At 41.8% G+C, this 26,750-nt stretch carries 26 protein-coding genes; 23 read left to right on the top strand and 3 right to left on the bottom strand.

Translation table 11 applies throughout. From position 1 onward, the window contains the following. Window positions 1-68: 68 nt before the first annotated feature. From EL241_RS12050 to abc-f, 4 genes are all read left to right on the top strand, one after another. On the top strand, window positions 69-449 hold the full coding sequence (locus EL241_RS12050) for a hypothetical protein (RefSeq protein ID WP_036105659.1): 381 nt from the start codon (window positions 69-71) through the stop codon (window positions 447-449). Window positions 450-453: 4 nt separating this feature from the next. Beyond that, window positions 454-1,104 (top strand): HD domain-containing protein, encoded by a 651-nt coding sequence (locus tag EL241_RS12045; protein WP_003758906.1) that lies wholly within the window; start codon window positions 454-456, stop codon window positions 1,102-1,104. Window positions 1,105-1,121: 17 nt separating this feature from the next. Continuing rightward, a complete protein-coding gene (locus EL241_RS12040) occupies window positions 1,122-1,358 on the top strand; it encodes a CsbA family protein (RefSeq protein ID WP_036105802.1) in 237 nt (78 codons plus the stop codon). A 298-nt stretch (window positions 1,359-1,656) separates the two neighbouring features. After that, complete coding sequence (abc-f, locus tag EL241_RS12035) at window positions 1,657-3,207, top strand: ribosomal protection-like ABC-F family protein (RefSeq protein ID WP_126320623.1); 1,551 nt, start codon at window positions 1,657-1,659, stop codon at window positions 3,205-3,207. A gap of 45 nt (window positions 3,208-3,252) precedes the next feature. Here abc-f and EL241_RS12030 read toward each other — a convergent pair whose 3' ends face one another. The 3 genes from EL241_RS12030 to EL241_RS12020 all read right to left on the bottom strand — a co-directional run bounded on the left by EL241_RS12030 (window position 3,253) and on the right by EL241_RS12020 (window position 5,827). Next, entirely contained in the window at window positions 3,253-3,957 is a 705-nt protein-coding gene (locus EL241_RS12030) for a permease-like membrane multi-spanning protein (RefSeq protein ID WP_036105662.1), read from the bottom strand. Window position 3,958: 1 nt separating this feature from the next. Further along, window positions 3,959-4,807 (bottom strand): ABC transporter ATP-binding protein, encoded by an 849-nt coding sequence (locus EL241_RS12025; RefSeq protein ID WP_003758914.1) that lies wholly within the window; start codon window positions 4,805-4,807, stop codon window positions 3,959-3,961. A gap of 96 nt (window positions 4,808-4,903) precedes the next feature. Next, window positions 4,904-5,827, bottom strand: a complete 924-nt coding sequence (locus EL241_RS12020; RefSeq protein WP_052009150.1) for a LytTR family transcriptional regulator DNA-binding domain-containing protein — start codon at window positions 5,825-5,827, stop codon at window positions 4,904-4,906. 326 nt (window positions 5,828-6,153) lie between these two features. On the opposite strand from EL241_RS12020, the gene EL241_RS12015 reads away from it, so the two are divergent. The 19 genes from EL241_RS12015 (at window position 6,154) to EL241_RS11925 (ending at window position 26,731) form a co-directional block, all read left to right on the top strand. Beyond that, window positions 6,154-6,855 carry a cyclic nucleotide-binding domain-containing protein gene (locus tag EL241_RS12015; RefSeq protein ID WP_126320622.1) on the top strand — a complete coding sequence of 234 codons (702 nt, stop codon included), beginning with the start codon at window positions 6,154-6,156 and terminating at the stop codon, window positions 6,853-6,855. A gap of 182 nt (window positions 6,856-7,037) precedes the next feature. After that, entirely contained in the window at window positions 7,038-9,011 is a 1,974-nt protein-coding gene (gene uvrB / locus EL241_RS12010; protein ID WP_003758921.1) for an excinuclease ABC subunit UvrB, read from the top strand. 7 nt (window positions 9,012-9,018) lie between these two features. Continuing rightward, on the top strand, window positions 9,019-11,883 hold the full coding sequence (gene uvrA / locus EL241_RS12005; RefSeq protein WP_036105666.1) for an excinuclease ABC subunit UvrA: 2,865 nt from the start codon (window positions 9,019-9,021) through the stop codon (window positions 11,881-11,883). Between the two features lie 172 nt (window positions 11,884-12,055). Beyond that, window positions 12,056-13,297: a DUF4097 family beta strand repeat-containing protein gene (locus EL241_RS12000; protein ID WP_126320621.1), complete on the top strand. Its 1,242-nt coding sequence runs from the start codon at window positions 12,056-12,058 to the stop codon at window positions 13,295-13,297. 71 nt (window positions 13,298-13,368) lie between these two features. Further along, on the top strand, window positions 13,369-14,565 hold the full coding sequence (locus tag EL241_RS11995; RefSeq protein ID WP_126320620.1) for a DUF4097 family beta strand repeat-containing protein: 1,197 nt from the start codon (window positions 13,369-13,371) through the stop codon (window positions 14,563-14,565). Between the two features lie 2 nt (window positions 14,566-14,567). Next, window positions 14,568-14,768: a PspC domain-containing protein gene (locus tag EL241_RS11990; RefSeq protein WP_036105668.1), complete on the top strand. Its 201-nt coding sequence runs from the start codon at window positions 14,568-14,570 to the stop codon at window positions 14,766-14,768. A 6-nt stretch (window positions 14,769-14,774) separates the two neighbouring features. After that, the gene (locus EL241_RS11985) at window positions 14,775-15,128 is read left to right on the top strand and encodes a phage holin family protein (RefSeq protein ID WP_036105670.1); all 354 of its coding nucleotides are present in this window, start codon (window positions 14,775-14,777) and stop codon (window positions 15,126-15,128) included. Between the two features lie 51 nt (window positions 15,129-15,179). Beyond that, a complete protein-coding gene (locus EL241_RS11980) occupies window positions 15,180-15,488 on the top strand; it encodes a helix-turn-helix domain-containing protein (protein ID WP_077912756.1) in 309 nt (102 codons plus the stop codon). A 74-nt stretch (window positions 15,489-15,562) separates the two neighbouring features. Continuing rightward, complete coding sequence (hprK, locus tag EL241_RS11975; RefSeq protein ID WP_003758951.1) at window positions 15,563-16,501, top strand: HPr(Ser) kinase/phosphatase; 939 nt, start codon at window positions 15,563-15,565, stop codon at window positions 16,499-16,501. A gap of 20 nt (window positions 16,502-16,521) precedes the next feature. Next, window positions 16,522-17,334, top strand: a complete 813-nt coding sequence (gene lgt, locus EL241_RS11970) for a prolipoprotein diacylglyceryl transferase (protein ID WP_003758952.1) — start codon at window positions 16,522-16,524, stop codon at window positions 17,332-17,334. Between the two features lie 44 nt (window positions 17,335-17,378). Further along, complete coding sequence (gene ppaX, locus EL241_RS11965) at window positions 17,379-18,035, top strand: pyrophosphatase PpaX (protein WP_036105673.1); 657 nt, start codon at window positions 17,379-17,381, stop codon at window positions 18,033-18,035. Beyond that, complete coding sequence (locus EL241_RS11960; protein ID WP_003758954.1) at window positions 18,035-18,517, top strand: acyltransferase; 483 nt, start codon at window positions 18,035-18,037, stop codon at window positions 18,515-18,517. The genes ppaX and EL241_RS11960 overlap by 1 nt, the downstream gene beginning before the upstream one ends. Window positions 18,518-18,644: 127 nt before the next feature. After that, window positions 18,645-20,006, top strand: a complete 1,362-nt coding sequence (locus EL241_RS11955; RefSeq protein ID WP_126320618.1) for a tetratricopeptide repeat protein — start codon at window positions 18,645-18,647, stop codon at window positions 20,004-20,006. 70 nt (window positions 20,007-20,076) lie between these two features. After that, window positions 20,077-21,036 (top strand): thioredoxin-disulfide reductase, encoded by a 960-nt coding sequence (gene trxB, locus EL241_RS11950; RefSeq protein WP_003758956.1) that lies wholly within the window; start codon window positions 20,077-20,079, stop codon window positions 21,034-21,036. A 127-nt stretch (window positions 21,037-21,163) separates the two neighbouring features. Next, on the top strand, window positions 21,164-21,868 hold the full coding sequence (locus EL241_RS11945; protein WP_036105676.1) for a glucosamine-6-phosphate deaminase: 705 nt from the start codon (window positions 21,164-21,166) through the stop codon (window positions 21,866-21,868). Between the two features lie 105 nt (window positions 21,869-21,973). Then, window positions 21,974-23,146 (top strand): galactokinase, encoded by a 1,173-nt coding sequence (locus EL241_RS11940; RefSeq protein WP_036105679.1) that lies wholly within the window; start codon window positions 21,974-21,976, stop codon window positions 23,144-23,146. Further along, a complete protein-coding gene (gene galE / locus EL241_RS11935) occupies window positions 23,143-24,135 on the top strand; it encodes a UDP-glucose 4-epimerase GalE (RefSeq protein ID WP_036105681.1) in 993 nt (330 codons plus the stop codon). The genes EL241_RS11940 and galE overlap by 4 nt, the downstream gene beginning before the upstream one ends. Before the next feature lie 16 nt (window positions 24,136-24,151). Next, entirely contained in the window at window positions 24,152-25,627 is a 1,476-nt protein-coding gene (gene galT, locus EL241_RS11930; protein WP_036105683.1) for a UDP-glucose--hexose-1-phosphate uridylyltransferase, read from the top strand. Window positions 25,628-25,735: 108 nt separating this feature from the next. Beyond that, window positions 25,736-26,731 carry a LacI family DNA-binding transcriptional regulator gene (locus tag EL241_RS11925; RefSeq protein WP_126320617.1) on the top strand — a complete coding sequence of 332 codons (996 nt, stop codon included), beginning with the start codon at window positions 25,736-25,738 and terminating at the stop codon, window positions 26,729-26,731. The last annotated feature ends 19 nt before the right edge of the window (window positions 26,732-26,750 follow it).

The following is a 26,750-nucleotide window of genomic DNA, read 5'->3' as shown; positions in this document are numbered from 1 at the left end:
TTTTTTTACTGCTAAAACCTGCAATGTGTAGTAAAATGAAAACAAACTATCGTGCTGGAGGAAAAAATTTGAAAAAAAGGACTACTTTAGAAAAGATCAGTGCCGTCACTTGCTTTATCGTGCTACTTGCGATCGCAGTAGCAGCGATCATCTGGAAAGAACAGTTGACACTCGTTATCGTGCTGTCGATCATCGAGTACGTCCTCGTACAGTACCTGTGCTACCAGACGATCTATCGCTCGCTTGAGGTAAACACTGCCCGGCGTCAGAAATTATTCTTGTGGGGAAATATTCTCACACTTATGCTTGCCGCTATCATCCTTATTTTTGCCAGCGACAATTTCCGCAATTTCTCCTCAGCACTTATCATGATTCTCGGTTATATCGCTGCGCTTATTATGCGAGAGGTAGAAAAAACGAGCCCTACCAATAAAAAAGGAAAGGATTGATTCGATGGGGATTCATCAATACTTCCAAAGTTTATCGGATTTAGAAAATATTTATCGCTGCCCCGGAAAGTTCAAATACCAAGAACATTCTGTGGCTGAACATTCTTATAAAGTAACCAGCATTGCCCAATTCTTAGGATTAGTGGAGGAACAAGCAGGGAATGAGATCGATTGGCGTTCTCTTTATGAAAAAGCATTGAACCATGATTACTCCGAATTATTCATCGGCGACATCAAAACGCCGGTAAAATACGCCACTCCGGAACTACGGGAAATGCTCTCGGAAGTAGAAGAAAGTATGACACATAACTTTATTGAGCGGGAAATACCGGAACGTTTCCAAAAAGCCTACCGCTATTTCCTAAAAGAAGGTAAGGATCAGACGATTGAAGGCAAGATCTTAGCCGTAGCAGATAAAGTCGACTTGCTATATGAATCCTTTGGTGAGATTCAAAAAGGTAATCCAGAAAATGTCTTCATCGAGATCTATACGGAAGCCTTAGCGACGATTTATCAGTTCCGGGAAATGGCAAGTGCGCAGTATTTTCTTGATGAGATCCTTCCAGATATGCTTGCCGAAAAAGGGATCGAAAAAACAGAACTACCGCAACTTACGAATACCGTTATGTCAAATGTCTTAAAAGAAGAAGAATAAAGGAGGTCTCGCGCATGATCGACCAGCTTATCTCGGCTTTTATCCTGCCCTGTTTATTAGTTGTTGTCTTTGCGCGGATAACTTACAGCAGATACGTCGGTCTGATACTGATGGTAGGACTGATAGCTGCATCTTCCAAATTGGGATACACAGACACATGGTGGCTTATTGTGATCGATGCCTTTTCAATGACAGTCGGCTTTTACTTGGCAACCGTGATGCTGCGTAAACTAAAAGAAAGAGACAATTTGTGAAAAATGATTAATTGTGATAGACTATAAACAAAATCTAGGAAAGTAAGAGGTATGTGTCATTATGAAATTTTAACCCGAAATCTGCTGCTATTTTAATAAAACGACTTTTTATTAGGATAACTATGACCAGAATCGGTGTTAAAGCAAATAATGACGCAGTAAATATTCCTTTTTAGCCTACGTATACGGCTTATTAGTGTTTTTTTTGCGCCATTATCTGCAACTTCCAATTCTGGTAAAGATTGGAGGTTTTTTTGTTTCCACTTTTTAAATTAGCTAGAAAAGGAGACGATGCGTAATGGCACAAATCATACTAACAAATATCCAAAAAGAAATTTCTGGACAAAAATTGTTTACAATCAAACATCTGCAAGCAAGGCAAGCCGCGAGAATAGGGATAGTCGGCAAAAACGGTGGAGGGAAGACGACCTTACTGCGAATGCTAACAGGAAAAGATACGGACTATGACGGCGAAATCGATTTGACAGGAAGTTGCTATCTAGTACCACAATTAAAGGAAAATACGACACAAAGCGGCGGAGAACAAGTTCGCGCCTACTTAAATCAAGCGTTGAAGGCACGACCAGAGATTTTATTGCTGGATGAGCCGAGCGCTAACCTAGACCGCGCTAACCAAGAATGGCTGATCAATAAACTGAAACGCTATCCGGGGATCATTGTTTTCGTAACACATGACCGCCACTTGCTGACAGAATTAGCAACTTCGATCTGGGAAATCGAGAATCAGGTTTATACCGAGTATCCAGTGAACTATCAAACTTATTTAGAGCAAAAAGAAAAATATATCGAGAAAAAAGAACAAGCTTTTGTGCAGTATACGCAAGAGAAGAAAAAACTCGAAGCAGAGATCCAAAAACGAAAAATAAAAGCGGATCGTATGCGTAAACCGCCAAAAGGCATGAGCTCCTCGGAAGCGCGAGCAATGTCGTTAGTCGGTAATTTCGACGGTAAACAGCGGAAAATGGCGGCAACAGCGAAAAGTTTGGAACACCGCAAAGAAAGTTTAAGCGAAGTAGAAAAAGTAAAAAAAGCAAAAACGATTCAATTAGTTGATCAAGGACTGCCACAGTTCAATGGTAAAACGATCATGCGGATAACAGCGTTAGATCTAAAGGTAGCTGACCGTTTATTACTGAAGAACGCAACTTTCCATTGGTCAGATGGGGAACGGCTGGCACTAATTGGTCCGAATCGAAGCGGTAAGACCACATTGATCAAAAAATTGTTGGCAAATGATAGTCCGGAGATTTATGTTTCCGAGAAAGCCAAAATCGGTTATTTCTCGCAAGACTTCCAAACGATCGAGATGCAAAAAACGATTTTCGATAATGCCAAGCAATTTTCCACCCAGCCGGATCAAGTCATTTTTGATATTCTTGGAGCAATGGGTTTTCGTCAGGAAAAAGTCTTGCAGCTCGCGGACAGCTTAAGTGGCGGCGAACGGGTCAGACTGGGGCTTGTCCAGATATTGGTGAGCGACAGTAATGTCTTGATCTTGGACGAGCCAACGAATTATTTGGATATTCAAGCCTTAGAAGCGTTGGAAAGATTCTTAAATGTATATCAAGGCGGTGTTCTGATCGTTTCACATGATAAGGCATTTATCGACCAAGTAGCGATGAGGGAATTAGTTATCCAATCCAAGGAACTGCTTGACACAACGAAACTCAACCATTCCTCAGCAGAAACAGCGGAGTTGGAGTCGAAATTACAGCTACTGACGATGAGAAAAAATGAATGGATCGCAGACATGGAGATACCGATTGAAAAGATCCAGCAGATCAATCAAGAAATCGCCGAAGTGAAGAAGCAATTGGATGAAAGATAATTACCCGGGAAATAAAAAAAGAAGAGGGCAGCCTCTTCTTTTTATTTAGCGCTTCTTGGTATTAGACTTAAACACGGCCGTCAACACAATGATTGCTGCTATCAGCCAAATCGATAGGTATACAAAATTGATAGGCTTATTATCTGCATGTAGATGATAAGCTAAGTTAGAAGGGAGAAACAAAATGATTTTCTCGAACAATGGGCTGCCGATCGCCGGGAAAAACAACTCATACATAATACTCATCCCAAAAATGAAAAACAAAAGCATGTTATAAAACGTTGAGCTCCCTGCGCTTTTCGCCAGCAAGCCTGCAATCAGACCAAACATCGTGAAAAGCAGCAACAGAATGACTAATGCTGCATATTCGATTGGTTGTAAATGAACGGGCAAATTTAAAATAAACAGACTGATAATGGTAGTGATTATCGAGATAATAATACCAATGACCGCTTTGGAACTCAGGATCTCAATCGAAGTCGCCGGTGATTCGGTGAGCCCCTCTAATGTACCTTTTTCTTGTTCTTCAGTCATCAATGCTAAAATGACAGCCGCACTTGCTGCAATAAAAGCCATAGAAATGACTGAATATATTAAGGTGCTATGCGGTCCATTCGGAGTTGATTGCGAGACCATTCGATAAATATAACTGAATAGAAAAACGACTAACGGCATAAAGAATAATGCAGGATTTCGCAAAAATTCCTTAAGATCTTTTTCTATCATTGCATGGATCCGATTCATATGCATCTTACAGCAGCTCCTTTCCAGTAACTTTCAGAAAAACATCGCCTAAGCTCGGTAGATCGGAGGAAATAAACTTGAGGTCGTCCACTTCGATCATATCGGAAATATAACGAGCGGCATCCATGTTCATATCTAGTCTTTTAACATTTCCGTTTTTATGGATTACTTTGATTGTTTGATTAGAATGCCTAAATCGTAATTCCTCTGGTGTACCAATGACTTTTAACATTCCTGATTCAATGAATGCAACACGATGGCATAAATGATTTGCTTCTTCCATATTGTGAGTGGTCAGAAAGATAGTAGTTCCCTTTTCGTTGAGTGCTTTCAACCCGTTGTGGATATGAGCCATTGTCATCGGATCAAGAGAGGAAGTCGGCTCATCTAAGAAAAGCAGTTCAGGTTCATGCATGATCGTTTTGGCTAATAAGACACGTTGCTTCATTCCAGCAGATAAGGTTTTGATCACTTTCTTTTTGCTGTCTGCTAAATCGACAAATGCTAAGGCTTCTTCGATTTTTGTTTGAGGCATATCGTATAGTTTCGCAAAAAGCATCAAATTATCTTGGACGGTCAGACGTTCATATAAGGCGCTATGATCCGATAGTATGCCGACTTTATTGGCGAAAGCAGAACTACCGATCTTTGATTGTGGAAAACCGAGTACCTCTATTTCGCCCCCGGATGGATAGTACTTCCCTGTGAGCATTTTGATGGTGGTCGTTTTTCCAGAACCGCTAGGGCCCAAAAAACCGAAAATCTCTCCTTTTTTCACTTGAAATGTCATCGCATCGATGATTCTGGTGCCGGAAAGATGTTTGGTCAACTGATTTACTTTAATAATATTTTCCAATTCTTAAACCTCCTTTAGATTCAACAACAGTGTAATATACTGGCTGATCTGTTGCAGCTAAATGGAGATGAGATGTACCTCTTAGCGGATGAAAAGTTACAAGGATAGATCGAAATGTTGTTCAATTTCTTTTATTTTTTGTCTAGAAAGAGGGATCAACGTACTTTTGGAATTATTCAAGCGAAGGGAGTACGTATTTTTTGACCAGGAAACAATCTCGCTTATTTTTTGCAGATTGACGATATAAGAACGATGACAGCGGTAAAAGCCATAATTTCGGATTATATCCTCTACTTTTTGAAGCGTAGATTCTTGTGAATAGACCTCATCATCGACATGAAGCAGTACTTTCCCGTCTTGGCTTTCGACATAGTCGATATCGATTGGATCAAGCAGCATTGTCTTGTCATTTACTTTCACTGCGATCCGTCTTACTTGGAGCGTTCGCGGGACAGCTTCTTCTAATTGAGTTTCGTTATTGTTTTCTTGTATCTGGATCGGTTTAAAGTCATGCGGCGTTAAACGGTAACAATTATTGGACAGTAGCATGGCTTCTTCGGTATTGTTAGTCAAACAAATAATCTGTTTAGAAGCACTGATTTCTTTTAATAATGCGATCACGCGGTCCTTCGTTTCAATATCAATGTTTTGCAACGGCTCTTTGAGGATGATTTTGGTATAAGGCTTGATAGCCAGCTTGGCGATCTGCAGCAGACGTCGCTGTGGAGGCTGTAGATCTTTATAATAGATTGCTGCATAAGGAGTCAAATGGTATTTTTCCAATATAAGTGCTACATCTTGACGCAGGTCGTACCATTTTAACCAGAACACAATCAGTTCGGATACTTTCATCCGTTCCGGCAAGCGGTCATTCAAGACGTCAAGATGAACGGTTTCTGACTCATTAAGGTGCAGTATATTAAGCTGTAATTCATTTTCTGCAATAATTATAGATAATGCAGAATCGATTACGCTTCTTTTATCAGGATGTGTGTAAATTTCGATTGGGACCATCTCCATTTAAATTTAATATTTACTAAGTATAGCATAGCTTACTTTTAGTAGATTTAATTTTAAAGATAACTTTCATATTTGACATTTTTCCTAAAGGCAATAAAAACTATCTTTATAATAGGCGAAGAAAGTGATGGATTACAACCATAGTCGAAAAGCGGTACTTTGCATTTTTAAAAATTTACTTTAAAAATAAGAACTGTTTTTTGAAGCGAATTTCTTTATGATGAAAATATAGATAAAACAGGAAGAGATTATCTAGTTAAAAGATAGAACGCAATTTAAATAGTTGGGAACATAGTTTTAGAAAGATTATTGGAGTGAGGAATCACATGTTAAATGAATTGATTACATTTTTAACTACAAACGTAATGTTGGCGAATGAATATACGAAAAAGGAATTTTGGCGAGCAGAAGAGGTCATCTATCAGTATAAAGCACCATTATCGCCGGATTACTTTAGTTTTATTGAACAAGGCGCTGCCAGAATGGAGATTTTTCAAGAAGGAGAATGGGTTCCGATCCATCTATTAGGAGCAGAGAGTTTTTGTGGGATCGAACATTTCGTCAATGAACAATTACGCAGCCCATTTTTTGAATATCGGGTCATGGCGCTTACGGATGTAAAAGTATTCCGGGTGCAAAAGAATTATTTCCTAGACCACATGTTTGCCAATCCACAGTACATGCAGCTGATGTTGCAGCAAGTAAGTTCTTTTTTAGTGTACATGACGCATCAACATTATTACTCAAAATCAACAATAGAAAAAAAGATTGCTAATGAACTGGTGGAACTTACTTGGATGAATTTAGGACTTAGTCCAGAAAAGGTAAATAGAATGTTGGTATTTCCAGATTATGTCAATGAATCCTATTTAGCCAAGCTTTTACAGCTAGATAAATCAGAAATAACCATCGTTTTCAAAAAATGGCGGGAAGAACAGCTATTGTTGAAACAATCGCCTATCGTGCTAGATTATGTAAGTCTGCAGAAAAAATCATCTTTTTCGGAAAAGATCACAACTCAAAATTAAAAGCTTACTGCGGTAAGCTTTTTTTTCATGTAATAGTCAAAAAGACGAACGTATTTTCGCTTTTTGTTAGGAGAATGGATGTTTTTATGATAAAATAAAGGTAACTATTCCGTGCGAAAAGGCTTTTTATTCTTAAAAAACGGGTAACAGGGAATAAACAGAAAAGAACGGGGGATTCCGAATTGAAAGATCAATTTGAATTAGTCTCTAAGTATTCACCGCAAGGAGACCAGCCAAAGGCGATTGAAAAGTTGGTGGCGGGGTTAAATAAAGGGATCAAACATCAAACATTACTTGGAGCGACAGGAACAGGGAAAACATTTACTGTGTCCAATGTTATTCAAGAAGTCAATAAACCAACGCTAGTAATGGCGCATAATAAAACACTAGCCGGACAATTGTATAGTGAATTCAAGGAATTCTTCCCAAATAATGCAGTCGAATATTTCGTCAGCTATTATGATTATTATCAGCCGGAAGCGTACGTGCCGCAAAGCGATACCTATATCGAAAAAGATGCCAGCATCAATGATGAGATCGATAAGCTGCGACATTCTGCGACAGCTTCTTTATTTGAGAGACGAGATGTTATCATCATCGCAAGTGTATCGTGTATTTATGGCTTAGGTTCGCCAGAGGAATATGGGGCGATGCTTGTTTCATTGCGAACTGGAATGGAGATCGGGCGCGACCAGTTGCTTCGTAAATTAGTCGATATCCAGTATGACCGTAACGATATCGATTTTCAGCGTGGCCGTTTTCGAGTACGTGGAGATGTTGTCGAGATCTTCCCAGCTTCTCGTGATGAACACTGTATCCGCGTTGAATTTTTTGGAGATGAGATTGAACGGATTCGTGAAGTGGACGCCTTGACTGGTGAGATCATCGGTGATCGGGAACACGTATCGATCTTTCCGGCGTCTCACTTTGTGACCCGTCGTGATATTTTAGAAAAAGCTATGGTCAACATAAAGACCGAATTAAAAGACCGTTTAAAAGAATTGCGTGATAATGATAAATTACTAGAAGCGCAACGGTTAGAACAACGGACGAATTATGACTTGGAAATGATGGAAGAAATGGGCTATTGTTCGGGGATCGAAAACTATTCTAGACACTTAGCGCTTCGTGCGCCAGGGTCAACGCCATATACATTGCTAGATTATTTCCCAGATGATTTTCAGATGGTCATTGACGAATCGCATGTTACGATGCCGCAGATCCGTGCCATGTATAACGGAGACCAAGCTCGTAAACAAGTCTTGATCGATCATGGCTTCCGCTTACCTTCTGCGCTGGATAACCGTCCACTTAAATTTGAAGAATTCGAGAAGCATGTCAACCAGATCATGTATGTATCCGCAACACCGGGACCATATGAATTGGAAAAAAACCCAGATGTCATCGAACAGATCATTCGGCCGACTGGTCTGCTTGATCCGGTCATTGAAGTAAGACCGATCCCAGGACAGATCGATGATTTAATGGATGAGATCGCGGAACGCGTTACCAAAAATGAACGCGTCCTAATTACGACATTGACGAAAAAAATGTCCGAAGACCTTACCGATTATTTAAAAGAAGCAGGCGTAAAAGTCCAATATCTACATTCGGAAGTCAAAACACTTGAACGAATCGAGATCATTCGCGATCTGCGTTTAGGCGTATATGATGTGCTTGTCGGGATCAACTTGCTTCGTGAAGGGATCGATCTTCCGGAAGTATCGCTCGTTGCGATTTTAGACGCCGATAAAGAAGGATTCCTGCGCTCCGAGCGTTCGCTGATCCAAACGATCGGCCGGGCAGCTCGTAATGAAAACGGAAAAGTCATCATGTATGCTGACCGTTATACGGATTCCATGACGAATGCGATCAATGAAACGCAACGTCGCCGTGAGATCCAAATCGCCTACAATGAAGAACACGGTATCACACCACAAACGATCAAGAAAGATATCCGCGGAGCAATCACAGCCACCGTCGCCGCTGAAGAGGAAGAAGCAGAACTGACAGACATCAGCAAAATGACGAAAGAAGAAAGAGCCGCTTTTATCGAAGAAATGGAACGAGAAATGAAGCAGGCTGCCAAAGCGCTTGACTTTGAACGAGCAGCGGAACTGCGGGATGCTTTATTAGAAATAAAGGCGGAAGGATGAGACGAATTTGGAAAAAGATAAAATTGTCATCAAAGGTGCACGCGCACATAATCTAAAAAATATTGATGTTGTTATACCTCGCGATAAATTAGTCGTTATGACTGGTTTATCCGGTTCAGGGAAATCATCATTAGCCTTCGACACGATTTACGCCGAAGGGCAACGACGCTATGTAGAATCATTATCCGCCTATGCCCGTCAATTTTTAGGACAAATGGATAAACCTGATGTTGATACGATCGAAGGACTAAGCCCGGCGATCTCGATCGACCAAAAGACAACTAGCCGCAATCCACGATCCACAGTTGGTACCGTGACAGAAGTTCATGATTATTTACGGTTGCTTTATGCACGTGTTGGACATCCAATTTGTCCCAATCATGGTATCGAGATCACTTCACAGACCATTGAACAAATGGTGGAACGCGTGTTGGAATATCCGGAAAAGACAAGACTGCAAGTAATGGCACCGATTATTTCCGGTAAAAAAGGTTCCCATAAAAAATCGTTAGAAGAAATCAAAAAACAAGGTTTCGTTCGTGTACGAGTAGATGGTGAGATTCTTGATATCAACGATGAGATCGAACTTGAGAAAAATAAAAAACACTCGATCGAGATCATCATCGATCGGATCGTATTAAAAGAAGGGGTTCATTCCCGGCTATACGACTCGCTGGAATCTGCGCTTCGTTTAGCAGACGGCTATGCGATCGTAGACATTATCGACGAGAAAGAACTTTTGTTCAGCGAGCATTATGCCTGCCCATATTGTGGCTTCACTGTCGGCGAATTAGAACCGCGGATGTTTTCTTTCAACAGTCCATTTGGTGCTTGCCCGACTTGTGATGGCTTGGGAACAAAACTAGAGGTAGACGTAGATACAGTGATCCCGGATCGGTCGCTATCACTTAGTGCTGGTGCCATCGTTCCATGGAAACCGATCAGTTCACAATATTATCCACAAATGTTGGCATCTGCCTGTGAAGAATTTGATATCGACATGGATGTGCCCTTTGAGAAACTCCCGAAAGTCAAACAAGATATCATTCTGCATGGTTCTGGGACCGAAGAATTTTTCTTCAAATATAAAAATGACTTCGGTATGACGCGGGAAACATGGATGCCTTTTGAAGGCGTCCTACCGAATATCGAAAGACGCTACCGGGAAACAAATTCTGATTTTACCAGAGAACAAATGTCGCAGTACATGACATACCTGCCATGTCCGACCTGCCATGGCTATCGTCTAAAAGAAGAAGCACTCTCTGTTAAGATCGCAGATAAGCATCTTGGCGAAGTAAGCAATTTTTCGATTGTAGAAGGATTGGCCTTTTTCGATAGCCTGACTTTATCTGAAAAAGATTCGCAGATCGCAGCACCTATTTTGAAAGAAGTTCATTCAAGACTTGGCTTTTTAGAAAATGTTGGGTTAGAATACTTGACCATGAGTCGTTCAGCTGGAACATTATCCGGTGGGGAAGCCCAGCGGATCCGCTTGGCAACACAGATCGGTTCTAGGCTGACAGGAGTCTTATATATCCTTGATGAGCCATCGATCGGCTTGCATCAGCGCGATAATGATCGGCTGATCCATACGCTGAAAAATATGCGTGACATCGGCAATACACTGATCGTTGTAGAACATGACGAAGACACGATGATGGCGGCTGACTATCTGATCGATATCGGACCCGGAGCAGGAGAACATGGCGGTCAGATCGTTGCAGAAGGAACGCCAGAAGAAGTAAAAGCCAATAAAAATTCCATCACAGGCGACTATTTATCCGGTAAAAAATTCATTGCCATTCCTACCGAACGTAGAAAGGGCAATGGCAAAAAGCTGGAGATCATTGGTGCCAAAGCCAATAACCTGAAAAATGTAAGCACAGAGATCCCGCTTGGAACGTTCACCGCCGTGACCGGCGTATCTGGATCAGGAAAAAGTTCACTAGTCAATGAAGTGTTGCGTAAAGCCCTGTCACGCAAACTCAACCGGGCGACTGCTAAGCCAGGTGAGCACAAAGAAATCAAAGGGATCGACAACTTAGAAAAAATCATCGATATCGATCAATCACCGATCGGTAGAACGCCACGTTCTAACCCTGCTACTTATACAGGTGCTTTTGATGATATCCGTGATTTGTTTGCCAGCACGAATGAAGCGAAAATGCGCGGTTATAAAAAAGGTAGATTCAGTTTCAACGTAAAAGGCGGTCGCTGTGAGGCTTGTCGTGGAGACGGAATCATCAAGATCGAGATGCACTTTTTGCCAGACGTTTATGTGCCATGTGAAGTTTGCCATGGCAAACGTTACAATAGCGAAACACTGGACATCCATTATAAAGGTAAAAACATTGCCGAAGTATTGGAAATGACCGTTGAAGAAGGTCTGGAGTTTTTCAAAAATCAACCGAAAATCGCACGCAAACTGCAAACGATCGTGGATGTAGGGTTAGGCTATATCCGGCTTGGCCAACCAGCTACCACGCTTTCCGGTGGGGAAGCACAACGGGTCAAGCTGGCTTCCGAGCTGCATAAACGCAGTACAGGGAAATCTTTCTATATCTTAGACGAACCAACGACGGGCCTTCATGCCGATGATATCAGCCGTTTGCTGAAAGTCTTACAGCGATTAGTCGATAATGGCGATACCGTATTGGTCATCGAACATAATTTAGATGTCATCAAACAAGCGGATCATCTTATCGATCTTGGACCAGAAGGCGGCGATGGCGGTGGTGAGATCGTTGCCACAGGGACACCTGAAAAAGTAGCCCGCTCCAAGAAATCCTATACAGGAAAATACTTGAAACCAGTACTTGAGAGAGATACCAAACGCACAAAAGATAAAATCAAAGCAGCAGAAAAATAATGCCGAAACGTATCGAGATAACCCTCGATACGTTTTTTGATACGAACACATCAAAAGTCTATATAAATAATCATTCTCTAGTTGTATGACAGAATCCAAGAAATCCTTCATAATAGGACTATAAGCTAATGAACGATCCAAGGTCTTTAAGTATAAAAGGAGGAGATTAGCAGTGGAAAACGAACGTGAACGCATTATTGAACTCGTAAAACAAGGTATCCTTTCAACAGATGAAGCATTAACATTGCTTGAAAATATTTCGAAAAAAGAAGGAAAAACCGTTGCAACGGAGAAGATCAGAGAAACAGAGCAAGAACCAGAATTAGAAGAGGAAACCGCTGAAGAAGAATCCTACGACTTCTCGCAAGGGTGGAATAACGGACGCAATCCTCATAGCCCGCGCAACAACCGCAGATCTCATGAACGTAAAAAAGAAACGAAAGCAGATGACGCAAAAAATGCGAAAGAGACCGCAGAAGAAAACGATCGTTTCCAAAGTGTGATAGGCGATCTTTCCCAAGCAGGCGAGAAACTAGGCTCTTTCCTAAACTCTGCATTTAAACAAGTTAAGGATATGCCTTTCCCATTCTTAACATCTACCAAATTGGAAAGAGAATTCGTTTATCACGATACGACACTTTCCATCTTAGAATTCGATATCGCGAATGGGAATGTAGAATTCAAGCCTTCCGACAATGAAGATGTTCGCATCCAAGCGACGATCAAGTTGTTCAAGGAATATCCAGAAGACGAAGCATTGCAAATCTTCTTTGATAAAACAACATTACGTGTCGATGAAGAAACACTGCGTTTTGAATCTAAATCGAAGCAGATCGTGACGAACCTGACAGTTTATCTGCCAAAACGTTTATATGATTATGCATCGATCAAATTACTCAACGGCAATGTCCATATGGATGAATTACAAGGAAGAGATCTCTTCGTCAAGACTACCAATGGTAATGTAAGTATTGGAACGATCTCGGCAACACTAGTAGAACTTGAAACAGTGAATGGCAATGTCCGCATCCAAAATGGGGAAGTGCGCGACATTTCATTGAAGACATTCAACGGTGGTGTAGCAGCAAAAGGAGAATTTTACGCAGGCGTTTTGAAAACGAAAAACGGCAATATCCAATATTACTTAACAGAACCCACTGCGACTTCGATTGAAGCTAAAACAGGTACCGGCGACGTGGAGATCAGTCTACCGAAAGAAATCGGGATCGATGGCGAGATCCATACCAATTTCGGAAAACTACGTGTTGATTTCAAAGACGTGGAAGTGCTGGATTCAAAATCAGAAACGGTCCACAAAAAAATGACTTTCACAAAAATCCCGAACGGTGAAGCAAACATCGCGATCCGCGCAGAAACAACTGCTGGAAGTGTGAAGATCAAAGAAGCAAAATAACCGCTTTGTTCTAGAGGCAGCATTTGCTGCTTCTGGGCGTTACATAATCAAAAGAAAGGACGCGCACTGATATGGAAAAAAAATTACAAAGATCACGAGTAGATAGGAAAATCGGCGGTGTTTTAGGAGGGTTAGGGGAATACATCGGTATAGATTCTACCATCCTCCGCATCATATATGTTGCTATCACTATTTTTACAATGAAATCAGGTTTGCCAATCTTGGTCTATATTATTGCGCTGTTTATCATTCCTTCTGAAAAAGTCACAATGGAAGATGTGCGGGAGCGGCAAGCACAGAAAATCGCTGATCGCTACGACCGCATCAATCGCCGCATCGATCGTAAAAGAAGTGGTTATTCACACCACCGTCACCCAAGACATTCTACAGCACAGGGAAATCATCATGCACAAAAAAGAACTGCGCCTTCAAGACCGCATTTCAGTAAAGAATTTCCTTTCCCAGAAGCAACATTCACTAATTTGATTTTGCGGGTGTCTCATGGTGATGTAGTTGTTCGTACATGGGAAAAAGAAGAAGCCAAGCTGCGTGTATTATTGAGTACTCAAGACAACGGCGGTCCCGTAAGACATCTAAGTGAAGAAAAAATGTGGGATTACTTTTTCAGCAACACTATGTTGGATATTTCTCCGGATACATTATTATTTGAATCTAAAAAAGATATTTTAAAAACAGATATGGTGCTTACGATCCCGAAAAGATTGTATGAACAAATCAAGATCCAGATTTTAAATGGGAAATTAAGATTTGACGATGTTGAAACAGATGACATTATTTTAAAACTGCGCAATGGCGAATTACGCTCACGAGGTGTCAGCGGGAAATTTCTGAATGCTGAATTGACAGAAGGCGAAGTTTATGTTCAAAACTGCCGGGTGGAAAATGTCGACATTAGCACACGAAAAGGCGACATCACTATCCAAGGAAATGCACTAACTACTGCTGCGCGAACTGAACAAGGCGATATCGACTTTATATTGGAGAACGATTTAGCAAGCAGTGTCGATTTAAAGGCACCGAACGGCGATATTCGTATCCAAGTACCTGATAGCTGGAATGTTGATGGTTCACTGCACACGAAAAAAGAAAAAATCTACTTCGACTTAAAAAATGCTAAAATCTGGGATAATAGCGAGGATACAGTTGTATTCACACAAAATGCAGAAGAAATAAGTACGTCGACATTAGAAGCGAAAGTCGGCAAAGGAATTATTAAACTCAGTGAAACAAAAGAGAGGAGTGTTTAAGAATGCGTAAACTATATCGATCTACTTATGATAAAAAATTAGCAGGTGTATGTGGTGGACTTGCCGACTACTTTGGTATTGACGCAACATTAGTGCGATTACTATGGATCGTGGCGAGCTTGATCTTTGGTAGCGGCATTCTGCTCTATATCTTGGCGGCAATCATTATTCCGTCAGATCCTGACTCGGAGTGGAGGGGATAGATCATTATGCGTTTTTTAAGCGGAATCGTTATTAATGCTTTGTTGTTCATGGCATTATCCGGCTTCTTCTCTAGCTTCTATGTGGATGGTTTTATGACTGCGTTGATCGCGAGTGTTGTATGGGCTATTTTGAATCTGCTCGTTCGACCGGTTTTATTATTACTGACATTGCCGATCAACTTTTTCACATTGGGTTTATTTACTTTTGTAGTGAACGCTGTGATGTTGGAACTGACATCTTACTTTGTCGGTGCTCGATTTGAAATTGCTAGTTTTGGAGTGGCCTTGCTGATCGCGGCTTTGATGGCATTTGCCAATATGGTCATCAATTCGGTTATCGGCGAACGCAAAGCTCATTAAAAAACCTCTAAACCTTTTTTAAGGTTTAGAGGCTATTTTTATGGTTGATCTATTTTAACGCTGAAAGAGCTGACTTATCAGCTTAATATATCGCAAAGTTATTTAAGCAGTATTTTTAAAAAGTACACACAAACTTCGCCGATCGAGTATTTCATTCAATTGAAGATCGACCAAGCCTGTAAATTTATGAAATTGACCGATATGAAGATCTATGAGATCGCCAAGAAAGTCGGCTACGAAGATCCATACTATTTTTCACGTTTGTTTAAGAAATATATGGGACTTTCACCAAAAGTATATCGGAAACAAGTGTCGGTCCAAGAGCCTTCACTCATGCGTCAGGAATTTCACTTCAAATAAATCACTGTTACACATGCCGCGAAAGTGGTAAAATGAAGGGGAACTGCTAAAAAGAGAACAACGGAGGTATTTGGATGACGAAAACCGTTACCGTAAATGAATTGAAAAAACGTTTGAAACTAGAATTGATTGGCTCAGATAAAGGACTCGACCGGACGATCATGACAAGTGATCTGTCGCGTCCCGGTTTAGAGTTGACAGGTTTCTTTTCTTATTACCCAGAAGACCGTGTACAATTATTTGGAATGACGGAAATTTCCTTTTCAGAAGGAATGTCCGCCGAAGAACGCTTGAAACGTTATACGCAAATGTGTACTAGCCGCACACCGGCGTTTATTATTGCCCGTAGTTTAGAAGTTCCGAAAGAGTTGGTTGAAGCAGCGGATAAGGCAGGTATCCCAGTACTACGCTCACGTCTTAAGACGACGCGGCTCTCGGTATATATCACGAACTTTTTAGAGAGCAAACTTGCTCCCGTGATCTCCAAGCATGGCGTCTTGGTCGATATCTACGGTTTAGGCGTACTGATCACTGGGAACAGCGGAGTAGGCAAAAGCGAAACGGCGCTAGAACTTATCAAGCGCGGTCATCGCTTAGTAGCGGACGATAATGTCGAGATCCGTCAAGAAGACGAGATATCATTGATCGGCTCCTCACCGGCGATCATCGAACACTTGCTTGAAATACGCGGCCTTGGTATCATTGATGTCATGACATTATTTGGTGCCGGCGCAGTGCGTTCCAGCAAAAAGATCACTTTGGTGGTCGATTTGGAAAACTGGGATCCAAATAAACAATATGACCGCGTGGGGCTAACTACCGAAACAACGAAAATATTCGATTTGGAAATCCCGAAAATAACGATCCCAGTTCGTCCCGGACGAAACTTAGCTATCATTATCGAAGTAGCGGCAATGAATTTCAGGTTGAAAAACATGGGATACGACGCCGCAGAAAAATTCACAAGTGATTTAAGCAAATATATTGATCACAATCGCAGTATCAGCGATTGATGAAAGAAAGTAGGATTTAAATGGAAAATGGAATCAAGCCGCTGGACCCGGTGGCACTGCAAATCGGAGAAATATCGATCAAATGGTATGGGGTGATCATTGCCTGTGGTGTTGTCATTGCATTACTGCTAGCTTTGTACGAATCTTCCAAGCGGAAATTTGATAAAGAGATTTTTGTTGATCTGTTGATCTGGGCAATTCCGATCTCTGTCATCTCAGCGAGAATCTATTATGTCGCATTTGAATGGGATTTCTACAAGGAAAATCCTGGTGAGATCATTAAGATCTGGCACGGCGGCATCGCGATCTATGGCGCTTTGATCGGAGCAGTAATAACGGCTATCATTTTTACCAGAGTGAAGAAGATCTCTTTCTGGCAGCTTGCAGACATCGCAGCACCGAGCCTGATCATTGCTCAAGCTATCGGCAGATGGGGCAACTTCATGAATCAAGAGGCGCATGGTGCAGCCGTTACAAGAGGTTTCTTGGAAAATCTGCACTTGCCGAAATTTATTATCGATCAAATGTATATCAGCGGTGTCTATTATCAGCCGACTTTTCTGTATGAAAGTTTATGGAACGTCATCGGCTTTATCATTCTGCTTATCATTAGACGGACAAAAGTACGTCGTGGAGAGGTCTTTTTATCCTATGTGATCTGGTACTCCGTCGGTCGTTTCTTTATCGAAGGAATGCGTACAGACAGCTTGATGTGGGGGGCGTTTAGAGTTTCCCAAGTGTTGGCAGTGATATTAGTTGTCGTAGCAATCGCGATCATCGTATATCGCCGTGTGAGAAGCAATCCACCTTATTATCTGGATACGAAAAAATAACTAGTGCACGGGACATGTCTTTACCGAAAAGAGAGGAAATGAAAATGACAAAAGCACTTACAACATTATTGTTTGATTTAGATGGCACGTTGATCAATACGAATCACTTGATCATTCGTTCTTTTCAAGAGACTTTTAAACATTTTACACCTGAAAAGGAATATACTCAGGAAGATATCCTGCCATTTATGGGACCATCATTGATCGATACTTTTTCAAAAATCGATCCGGATCGGGCGGAAGAAATGGTGGAATTCTATCGGGTATTCAATTTAGAGAATCATGATGAAATGGTTGTGGAATTTGACGGTGTTTATGAAACGATCCGTTCTTTATATGAATCTGACTATAAATTAGCGATCGTATCGACCAAAATGTACGAGACAGTCATGCGTGGTTTACGGTTGACTGGTTTGGACAAATTTTTCCAAGTAGTGATCGGTTTAGATCAAGTAAGCCAGCCAAAACCAGACCCGGAAGGCATCAACATGGCGCTTAGCCTACTTAATTCAACGAAAGAAGAAGCTATTATGATCGGCGATAATTCGCATGATATCCTAGCGGGGAAAAATGCGGGAACGAAAACGGCTGGTGTAGCTTGGTCATTGAAGGGAGAAGCCTTCATGCAGCAGCTAGAACCAGATTTTCTGCTGGAAAAGATGAGCGATATCTTGCCGATCATGGCAGATGAGGATGAATAATGAGAAAGCTCGAGCGATTCCAAGCCCCTGATCCAGAAGTGAATACGCTGTTTCAAGTTTACCGCACCGTATCGTTTTGGAAAGTCTTCAAGAATACGCTCATCAATGAGATCGCCCGCTATTATCCATTTATGACGGGGAAACGCAATCTTTATCGGCGCGGAATGCGGATGAAGATCGGAACACATTCTGCCGTAGCTTTTAAAGTCACGATGGATTTGTTTTTCCCGGAAAAAATCACGATCGGACAAAATACGATCATTGGTTTTCATAGCACGATCTTGACACATGAATATTTGATCAAAGAATACCGTGTCGGAAATGTGACGATCGGCGATAACGTAATGATCGGCGCGAATGTAACGGTATTGCCGGGCGTTAGGATCGGCGACAATGCAACGATAGCAGCCGGAGCAGTGGTATCGAAAGATGTTCCGTCTGGCAGTTTTGCTTATGGGAACCCACTGCAGATCCGAGACTAAAAAAGAGTTCTGGGAAAACGGAACTCTTTTTTTGCGGGGAAAATTCGGATAAATAACAAGGCGCTCTATTCGCATAAACAGGTCTATGTTATACTCTTAAACATAGACGAAAGAGGTGGAGAGAACTATGAAACAAGAGTCCAAACAAAATATTATTCGTTTTCTTCCCAGTGGTCATTATTATTTTGAACGCGGTATTCATGCTTTTCGAGAAGGAGAAATGAAAGAAGCAGTCCGCTATCTTCTGCGTGCGAACGACTTATCTCCGAATGATCCGATTATTTTATGCCAATTGGCAATTTGTTATACAGAATTAGGACAATTTTTGAAATCGAACCGTTTGCTGCTGCAAGTGATCGATACCCTCGATACTTCCTTGCACTATTGTTATTATTTTATTGCCAATAACTTTGCGTATTTGAACGATATCAGTCATGCGATCCAATATGCAAAACGCTATTTGGAGCTTGATCCGGATGGTGAATATGCAGAAGAAGTCGAGGATCTGTTGGAAGTGCTGGCGGAAGAAAATCCTATCCGTCATTTACGGGAAAACCAGTTTGCGAATATCGAACAACAATTTCAGGATTATATCAAAGAGTGGCGGCGCTATGAAGCTAGCGAAAACATGGAAGCAGCTGCTCAGTTCTTAGAAGGCGTCCTGCTCCGGGAGCCGAATTTTTGGCCAGCATACAATCAACTGGCATTGCTGGATTTTCGTCAATTGAAAGAAGCGGAAGGATTGAAAGTATTGCTGGAACTGATCGATCGTGATCCAGGAAACTTGATGGGACTTGCGGATCTGTGTATGTATTATTTTTATAAAGCAGATATGGAAAGTTGCCGGGAAATTTACGGCCGCTTGGATCATGTTGCACCAACACTAGTGCATCACAAAGAAAAACTAGCGATCGTCCACACGATGCTGGGCAACATTGAGAAAGCACGGGCGTTGTTTGTTCAGTTGGCAGAGACGGAAGTCGTAGATAAAACAGCTTACTATTACTATTTTGCGAAAGTAGAAGCATTCAGCGGTGAAATGGAGTCGGCCGAAGATCTATGGCAGCTTTTCACAATTATCAGCGGCTATGAACCAATGAATTTTCCATGGAAGAATAATCGCCAAAACGATGTACTGGAAATTATTGCGCTGCTTCGGTCAACGCAACCTGCTGAAAAACTTTATGGGGCGTATCAGTTGGCACATTCTGCTAATCGGGCGGAGCTGCTTTTATTTGACCCACTGTTCGATCAAAGCAGTTGGGATTATGACGCATATTTGATATTGACAGATTTTAAAACAATGGGCGATTCCATAGAAGAAAAAAATACCTACTATCTTTGCCGTTTGTTGGAACGTAAAACAGACCAGCTGACTTCAGCGGATAGTGGCTTTTACAAGGATGTTTTTGCGGAACTGCTTTCTGCAAATGCAAAGGAAGAGGAACTCAGTTTGCCTGGGTTAGAGGGGCTAAAATCCTCAAAATGAGCAGAAAAATAGACTTAATACGTCTATCGTATTAGGATTAGAGTAGTTAGACGGACAAGGAGGTATCAGCATGGCAAGCGAAGACAAAATTTATGATGTGATTATTATTGGAGCAGGACCAGCTGGGATGACAGCAGCTTTATATACTTCACGCGCAGATCTTGATACGTTGATGATCGAACGCGGTGTTCCTGGTGGACAAATGGTGAATACGGCAGAAGTTGAAAACTATCCAGGATTTGATTCTATTTTAGGACCGGATCTTTCAGACAAAATGTTCAGCGGTGCAAAACAATTCGGTGCTGAATATGCATATGGTGATATTAAAGGAATCGATAATGAGTTAGCATACAAAACAGTATATGCAGGATCAAAGGCATATAAAGGTCGAGCAATCATCATCGCAACAGGAGCAGAACATCGCAAATTAGGTGTTCCAGGCGAAGATGAACTTAGCGGACGTGGCGTTTCTTACTGCGCAGTCTGTGACGGAGCATTTTTCAAAAACCGTGAATTGGTGGTAGTCGGTGGTGGCGATTCCGCGGTAGAAGAAGGAACCTATTTAACAAGATATGCAAGCAAAGTGACGATCATTCATCGCCGCGATAAATTGCGTGCGCAACAAATCTTACAAGACCGTGCTTTTAAAAATGATAAAGTAGATTTCATTTGGAACCATACAGCAGAAGAAATCGTTGGCGACGGCTCAAAAGTAACTGGTGTGAAAATTATTTCGACAGAAGACGGTTCGGAAAAAACGGTTTCTGCTGACGGCGTGTTTATCTACGTTGGCTTAGTTCCGCTTACCAAACCATTCCAAGATTTGGGGATCACAGACGGAGAAGGCTACATCATAACAGATGAAGAATTGCGTACAGAGATTCCCGGAATCTTTGCAGCAGGCGATGTTAGAGCGAAAAGTCTACGTCAGATCGTTACCGCAGCAGGCGACGGCGGTCTAGCTGGACAAAATGCGCAAAAATATGTAGAAGAGTTGAAGGAATCGCTCACAGAGACGGTTTCAGAATAGAGAAATTGTAAAAAAGGAAGTATCTCCATGGAGATACTTCCTTTTTTTATTTTATGACTTGCCATGTAATGCATTACATGACGTATAGTAAAAAAGTAATCCATTTTAAAACAAAGGAGCCGAAGACATGAAAATAATCATCACAGAAAGTTATGAAGCATTAGGAAATCTAGCAGCAAGTATCCTTTTAGGGAAAATGACGGAAGATAAGCGGGTAAATATTTCCATTACTGCCGGAAATACGCCGCAAAGCACATATGCGGCGCTGATTCCGCGAGTAAAAAACAATGCAGCTTATCAAAATGTGCATTATTATAATTTTGATGAGATCGTCGAAGTAGGAGAAGAAAAAGGAATGACGGAAGCAGCGTTGCAAAAGTTGTTTTTCCAGCCGGCTAATATTTCGTCCGAACAGATCCACCTATTGAATTTAAGTAATTATCAAGAACAGGATCAAAGAATCGCAAACGCAGGTGGACTGGATGCGATGCTGATCGGCATTGGAGAGGATGGACATTTTTGTGCGAATATGCCGCAGTCCACTGAATTCAATCGTCATACACATGAAGTCCTGATAAAGCCAGAGTATTCGTGGTATGAATGGGCAAAGGCCGATTCCGGTGAAAAGCTTCCCGCATCATTCGTTACGATGGGGGCGGCTTCCATTATGAAAGTAAAACAGCTAATACTGATAGCGAATGGCTCACATAAGGCAGGTATTATCAAACGGGCGCTAAGTGGTCCGATCGATAGGGATATCCCAGCCTCGATCTTGCAATTACATCCGAACCTCACCGTTATTCTTGATCAAGAAGCGGCAGCGGATCTATAAGTAAACGACATCTTTCTATAATTAGAAAGATGTTTTTTTAGTAAAAAGGTTGATAAAATTTAGTAAAAATTATATAGTGGATTTATCAAAGCTAGGAGGTAAGTCATGGAAAAACAAAAGGTGAAATCTCTTTTTGAAAGCGTATTCAAAAAAGAAGGAATACTATTTTTTGCTCCGGGAAGAATCAATTTGATCGGGGAACATACCGATTATAACGGAGGACATGTTTTCCCCTGTGCGATCTCGCTCGGAACTTATGGAGTAGCTAGCTTGCGGGAAGACGATCAGATTCGGTTCTATTCGGAAAATTTTCCGGATAAAGGAATTATCTCGTGTACCGTCAACGAATTGGATTATCGCAAGAAAGATGATTGGGCAAATTATCCAAAAGGTGTCATTCGCTACTTGAAAGATAGTGGGTATGCGATCAATCAAGGAATGGACTTTCTGTTTTATGGAAATCTGCCTAATGGCGCTGGGCTGAGTTCCTCTGCTTCGATTGAAATGTTGACCGGGGTCATTGTCAAAGACCTGTTCCAATTAGAGGTGTCGAGGCTTGAACTGATAAAACTAGGACAAAAAGTCGAAAATGCTTTTATTGGTGTCAACTCCGGGATCATGGATCAATTTGCCGTGGGAATGGGGAAAAAGGATCATGCGATTCTGCTTGATTGTCAGACATTGGACTATGAGTTAGTGCCCCTAGAACTGCAGGCGCACAAGATCGTTATTATGAACACGAACAAGCGCAGGGAATTAGCCGATTCGAAGTATAATGAGCGCCGCCAAGAATGTGAGGAAGCCGTGAAAATACTCAATCAAGCACTCTCGATCCAAGCGCTGGGTGAATTGACAAATGAGGAATTTACCTCCCAGGCAGAACAGCTACCGCCACTCATGCGAAAACGGGCCAAACATGCTGTTAGCGAAAATATTCGGACATTAGAAGCTGCGGCGGCACTGAAACAGGGGAAATTAGCGGCTTTCGGCAAACTAATGAATGAATCACATGAATCTTTGCGTGACGATTACGAGGTAACTGGTGTAGAATTAGATATACTGGTGGAGACAGCGTGGCAGTTGCCGGGCGTCGTCGGGGCGAGAATGACGGGAGCAGGATTTGGCGGCTGCGCGATCGCGATTGTAGAAGATGCTCATATTGACACGTTTATCCAGCAAGTAGGCCAACGTTACCAAGAAAAAATAGGTTATGCAGCTGATTTTTATATAGCAGATATTAGTGACGGGGCAACGATTTTGGAGGAGGATGAAACATGAGTATTTTAGTACTTGGAGGAGCTGGTTACATTGGCTCGCATGCAGTGGATCAATTGGTTGAGAAAGGCTACGCAGTGGCTGTGGTAGATAATTTGCAGACTGGTCATGAAAAAGCCGTCCATGAAAAGGCAACATTCTATCAAGGAGATATTCGGGATAAGGCCTTTTTAGAAAGTGTTTTTGAAAAAGAAAATGTAGAAGGCGTCGTCCATTTTGCCGCTAACTCACTAGTTGGCGAATCCATGGAGATCCCGCTGACTTATTTAAATAACAATGTGTATGGTACACAGATCGTCTTGGAAGTAATGGAGAAATTTGGTGTGAAAGCCATCGTATTTTCTTCTTCCGCAGCGACTTATGGCGAACCAGAACAGATTCCGATCACGGAAGACATGCGGACAAATCCGGAAAGCACTTACGGTGATACGAAATTGATCATGGAAAAAATGATGAAATGGTGTGATATTGCTTACGGGATAAAATTTGTCGCGTTACGCTACTTTAATGTTGCCGGTGCAAAGGCAGATGGGAGCATCGGAGAAGATCATGACCCGGAATCACACTTAGTGCCGATCATTCTACAAGTTGCTTTAGGGCAACGGGAAGAGCTATCGATCTTTGGTGATGACTATCCGACCGAAGACGGCACATGTATCCGTGATTATGTTCATGTCGTTGATTTGATCGACGCACACATTTTAGCTTTGGAGTATTTGAAAAAAGGCGGGGAAAGCAATATTTTCAACTTAGGCAGCAGCAGCGGCTTCTCTGTGCAACAAATGCTGGAAGCAGCAAGAGAAGTTACCGGAAAAGAGATCCCGGCAAAAGTAGTTCCGAGACGAAAAGGAGATCCAAGTACACTGATTGCTTCTAGTGACAAAGCTAGAAAAATATTAGGTTGGGAACCAAAAAATACAAACGTGTCCGAAATCATTGCTTCTGCATGGAATTGGCATCAATCGCATCCACACGGTTTTGAGGACAAGTAAAATGGAGTGAATCTACATGGATATTTCCCAAGTAATAACAGATTTCCTAGCAGCAAACAAGCAAGCTGGAAATCTGACCGAAGCCGATGAGATCTATATCCGAAACCGGCTACTGGCATTATTGGCGTTATCCGATTATGAAAACTGCATACCTGCGGAGGAGCCTGGACCGCTCCTCCAATTATTAGATAAATTGATCGAATTTGCTGTCCAAAGCGGTATTATTTCAGCAATCGATTCTGAAAAAGAACAACTTGAAAGTGCCATCATGGATCTATTTGTACCACTTCCATCCGAATTGAATCAAGAATTTCAGCGACGTTACGCACAATCTCCACAGCAAGCGACCGATTATTTTCACGAATGGAGCAAGGCCAGTAATTACATAAAAACGCGCGAACTAGCGAGAAATATTCGTTATCAGACAGCAACTAACTATGGCGATTTAGAGATCACGATCAATCTTGCGAAGCCAGAGAAAGATCCCAAACAGATCGCACTTGAAAAAAACACGCCGACTGGGAATTATCCTACTTGCTTGTTATGTATGGAAAATGAAGGCTACTTGGGCAATAGCAAGCACCCTGCGAGAACAAATCATCGTATTATTCAACTGGAATTGGCTGGGGAGCCATGGTGCTTTCAATTTTCGCCCTATGCGTATTATGAGGAGCATTCGATCTTTTTAGCAAAAGAGCACCGACCTATGCAAATTAATCGGCAGACGTTTACTAATTTGTTAGGGATCGTAGAGCAGTTCCCACACTACTTTGTTGGTTCAAATGCCGATCTACCAATCGTGGGCGGTTCGATTTTGACGCATGATCACTATCAAGGCGGGGCGCATAATTTCCCAATGGAACAGGCAGAAGTCTGGTATTCGTTTGTAATGACTGATTTTCCAGAAATAGAAGCAGAAGTCTTACATTGGCCGCTTTCTGTTATTAGGTTGCGTCATAAAAAGAAAGACATATTAATAGATGCAGCTGTACACGTATTTAACACGTGGAAAAGTTATAATGATGAAAGCGCTTCTATCATTGCGGAAACGGATCAGCCGCATAATACAGTCACACCGATCGCACGGCAAAAAGTGGATGATTACGAACTGGATATCGTGTTGCGCAATAATCGGACATCCGCCGAGTTTCCAGATGGTATCTTTCACCCACATCCCAACGTACAACATATCAAAAAAGAAAATATCGGCTTGATCGAAGTAATGGGATTGGCAATTTTACCAGCGAGGCTGAAAGAAGAACTGGAAGAAGTGAGAGCTTACTGGCTGAACAAACCATCGAATATCAAAGCGATCCATCTCGAATGGGCAGATACTGTGAAAGCCAAGCAAACAATTACAGAAGCCAATAGCCAAGACGTACTCAAACAAGCAGTAGCGGAACGGTTCTTGGAGGTATTGACCGATGCCGGTGTGTTCAAGCAGACAACGGCAGGAAAAGTCGCCTTCCAGCGATTTACAACTACATTATAAAAAACGGAGCACTCTGGAATCGAAGCGGTTTCAGGTGCTTCTGATTTTGAAATAGACGAATGGCAGATAACTTGGTAGAATAAAGGGGAAACATGTGGAGGTGGCAGCGTGGCAACAATCAAAGATATTGCTGAAAAAGCGGGTGTTTCCGCAGCAACGGTTTCACGAGTCTTGAATTTTGACAATACATTATCGACCAGCGATGAAACAAAAAAACGAATTTTTGAAGTCGCGGAGTCTCTGCATTATACGAAACATAAACAGAAAAAACAAAAAAAGCATGCCAAGATCGCACTTGTCAAATGGTATACCGAACAAGAAGAGCTGATGGACATTTACTATTTGGCGATCCGCATGGGCGTCGAAGCAAAAGCCGCAGAGCTTGGCTACCAGTTTGTTTCTGTTACACAAGACGCAGAAACGATGCTCAAGGGCGCAGAAGGAATCATTGCCATTGGTAAATTCAGCGACAAGCAAATTGAAAAGCTGGAGACATATCGAGTACCGATTTGCTTTACAGATCAAGATATGTCTGTTCGTCGATTGGATTCGGTCGTCGCCGACTTGGATCAGGGTGTTATTAGCGTGATTGATTATTTTATTGATCAAGGTCATTCGAAGATCGGCTTTTTAGGCGGAGAAGAGTTTTTCACTGACCATTCCTCGATCATTGCAGACACCAGAGCCAGTAGTTTTCAGGCATATTTGGAAAAGAAGGACCGCTATGATGAACAGATGGTATTTACAGGGGCATTCAACGTTGAATCGGGTTATCAGTTAATGACGGAAGCGATCCAAACGTTAGGAACGCAGCTGCCGTCCGCCTTTTTTGCTGCAAATGATTCTATTGCGATCGGTGCATTGCGTGCACTTCAACATGCGAAAATCAAGGTGCCAGAGCAAGTGGCAGTGATTGGATTGAATGATACCAGTGTTGCAAAGTACGTCTATCCACCACTTAGCACGGTGCGGGTCTACACGGAACTGATGGGCGAAACAGCGATGAAGCTCTTACATGAGCGATTGACTGGGGAAAGAGAAGTTGCCAAAAAAGTAATGATCGCAACCGATTTGATTATCCGCGAAAGTAGTGAGGTAAAATAAAGGAGAGGGGATACATATA

Origin of the sequence: Listeria grayi (genome assembly GCF_900638015.1) — a bacterium.
In the GTDB taxonomy this organism is placed as follows: Bacteria; Bacillota; Bacilli; order Lactobacillales; family Listeriaceae; genus Listeria; species Listeria grayi.
The sequence above is the reverse complement of the archived record's forward strand: the minus strand, read 5'-3'. Positions and strand labels throughout refer to the sequence as shown.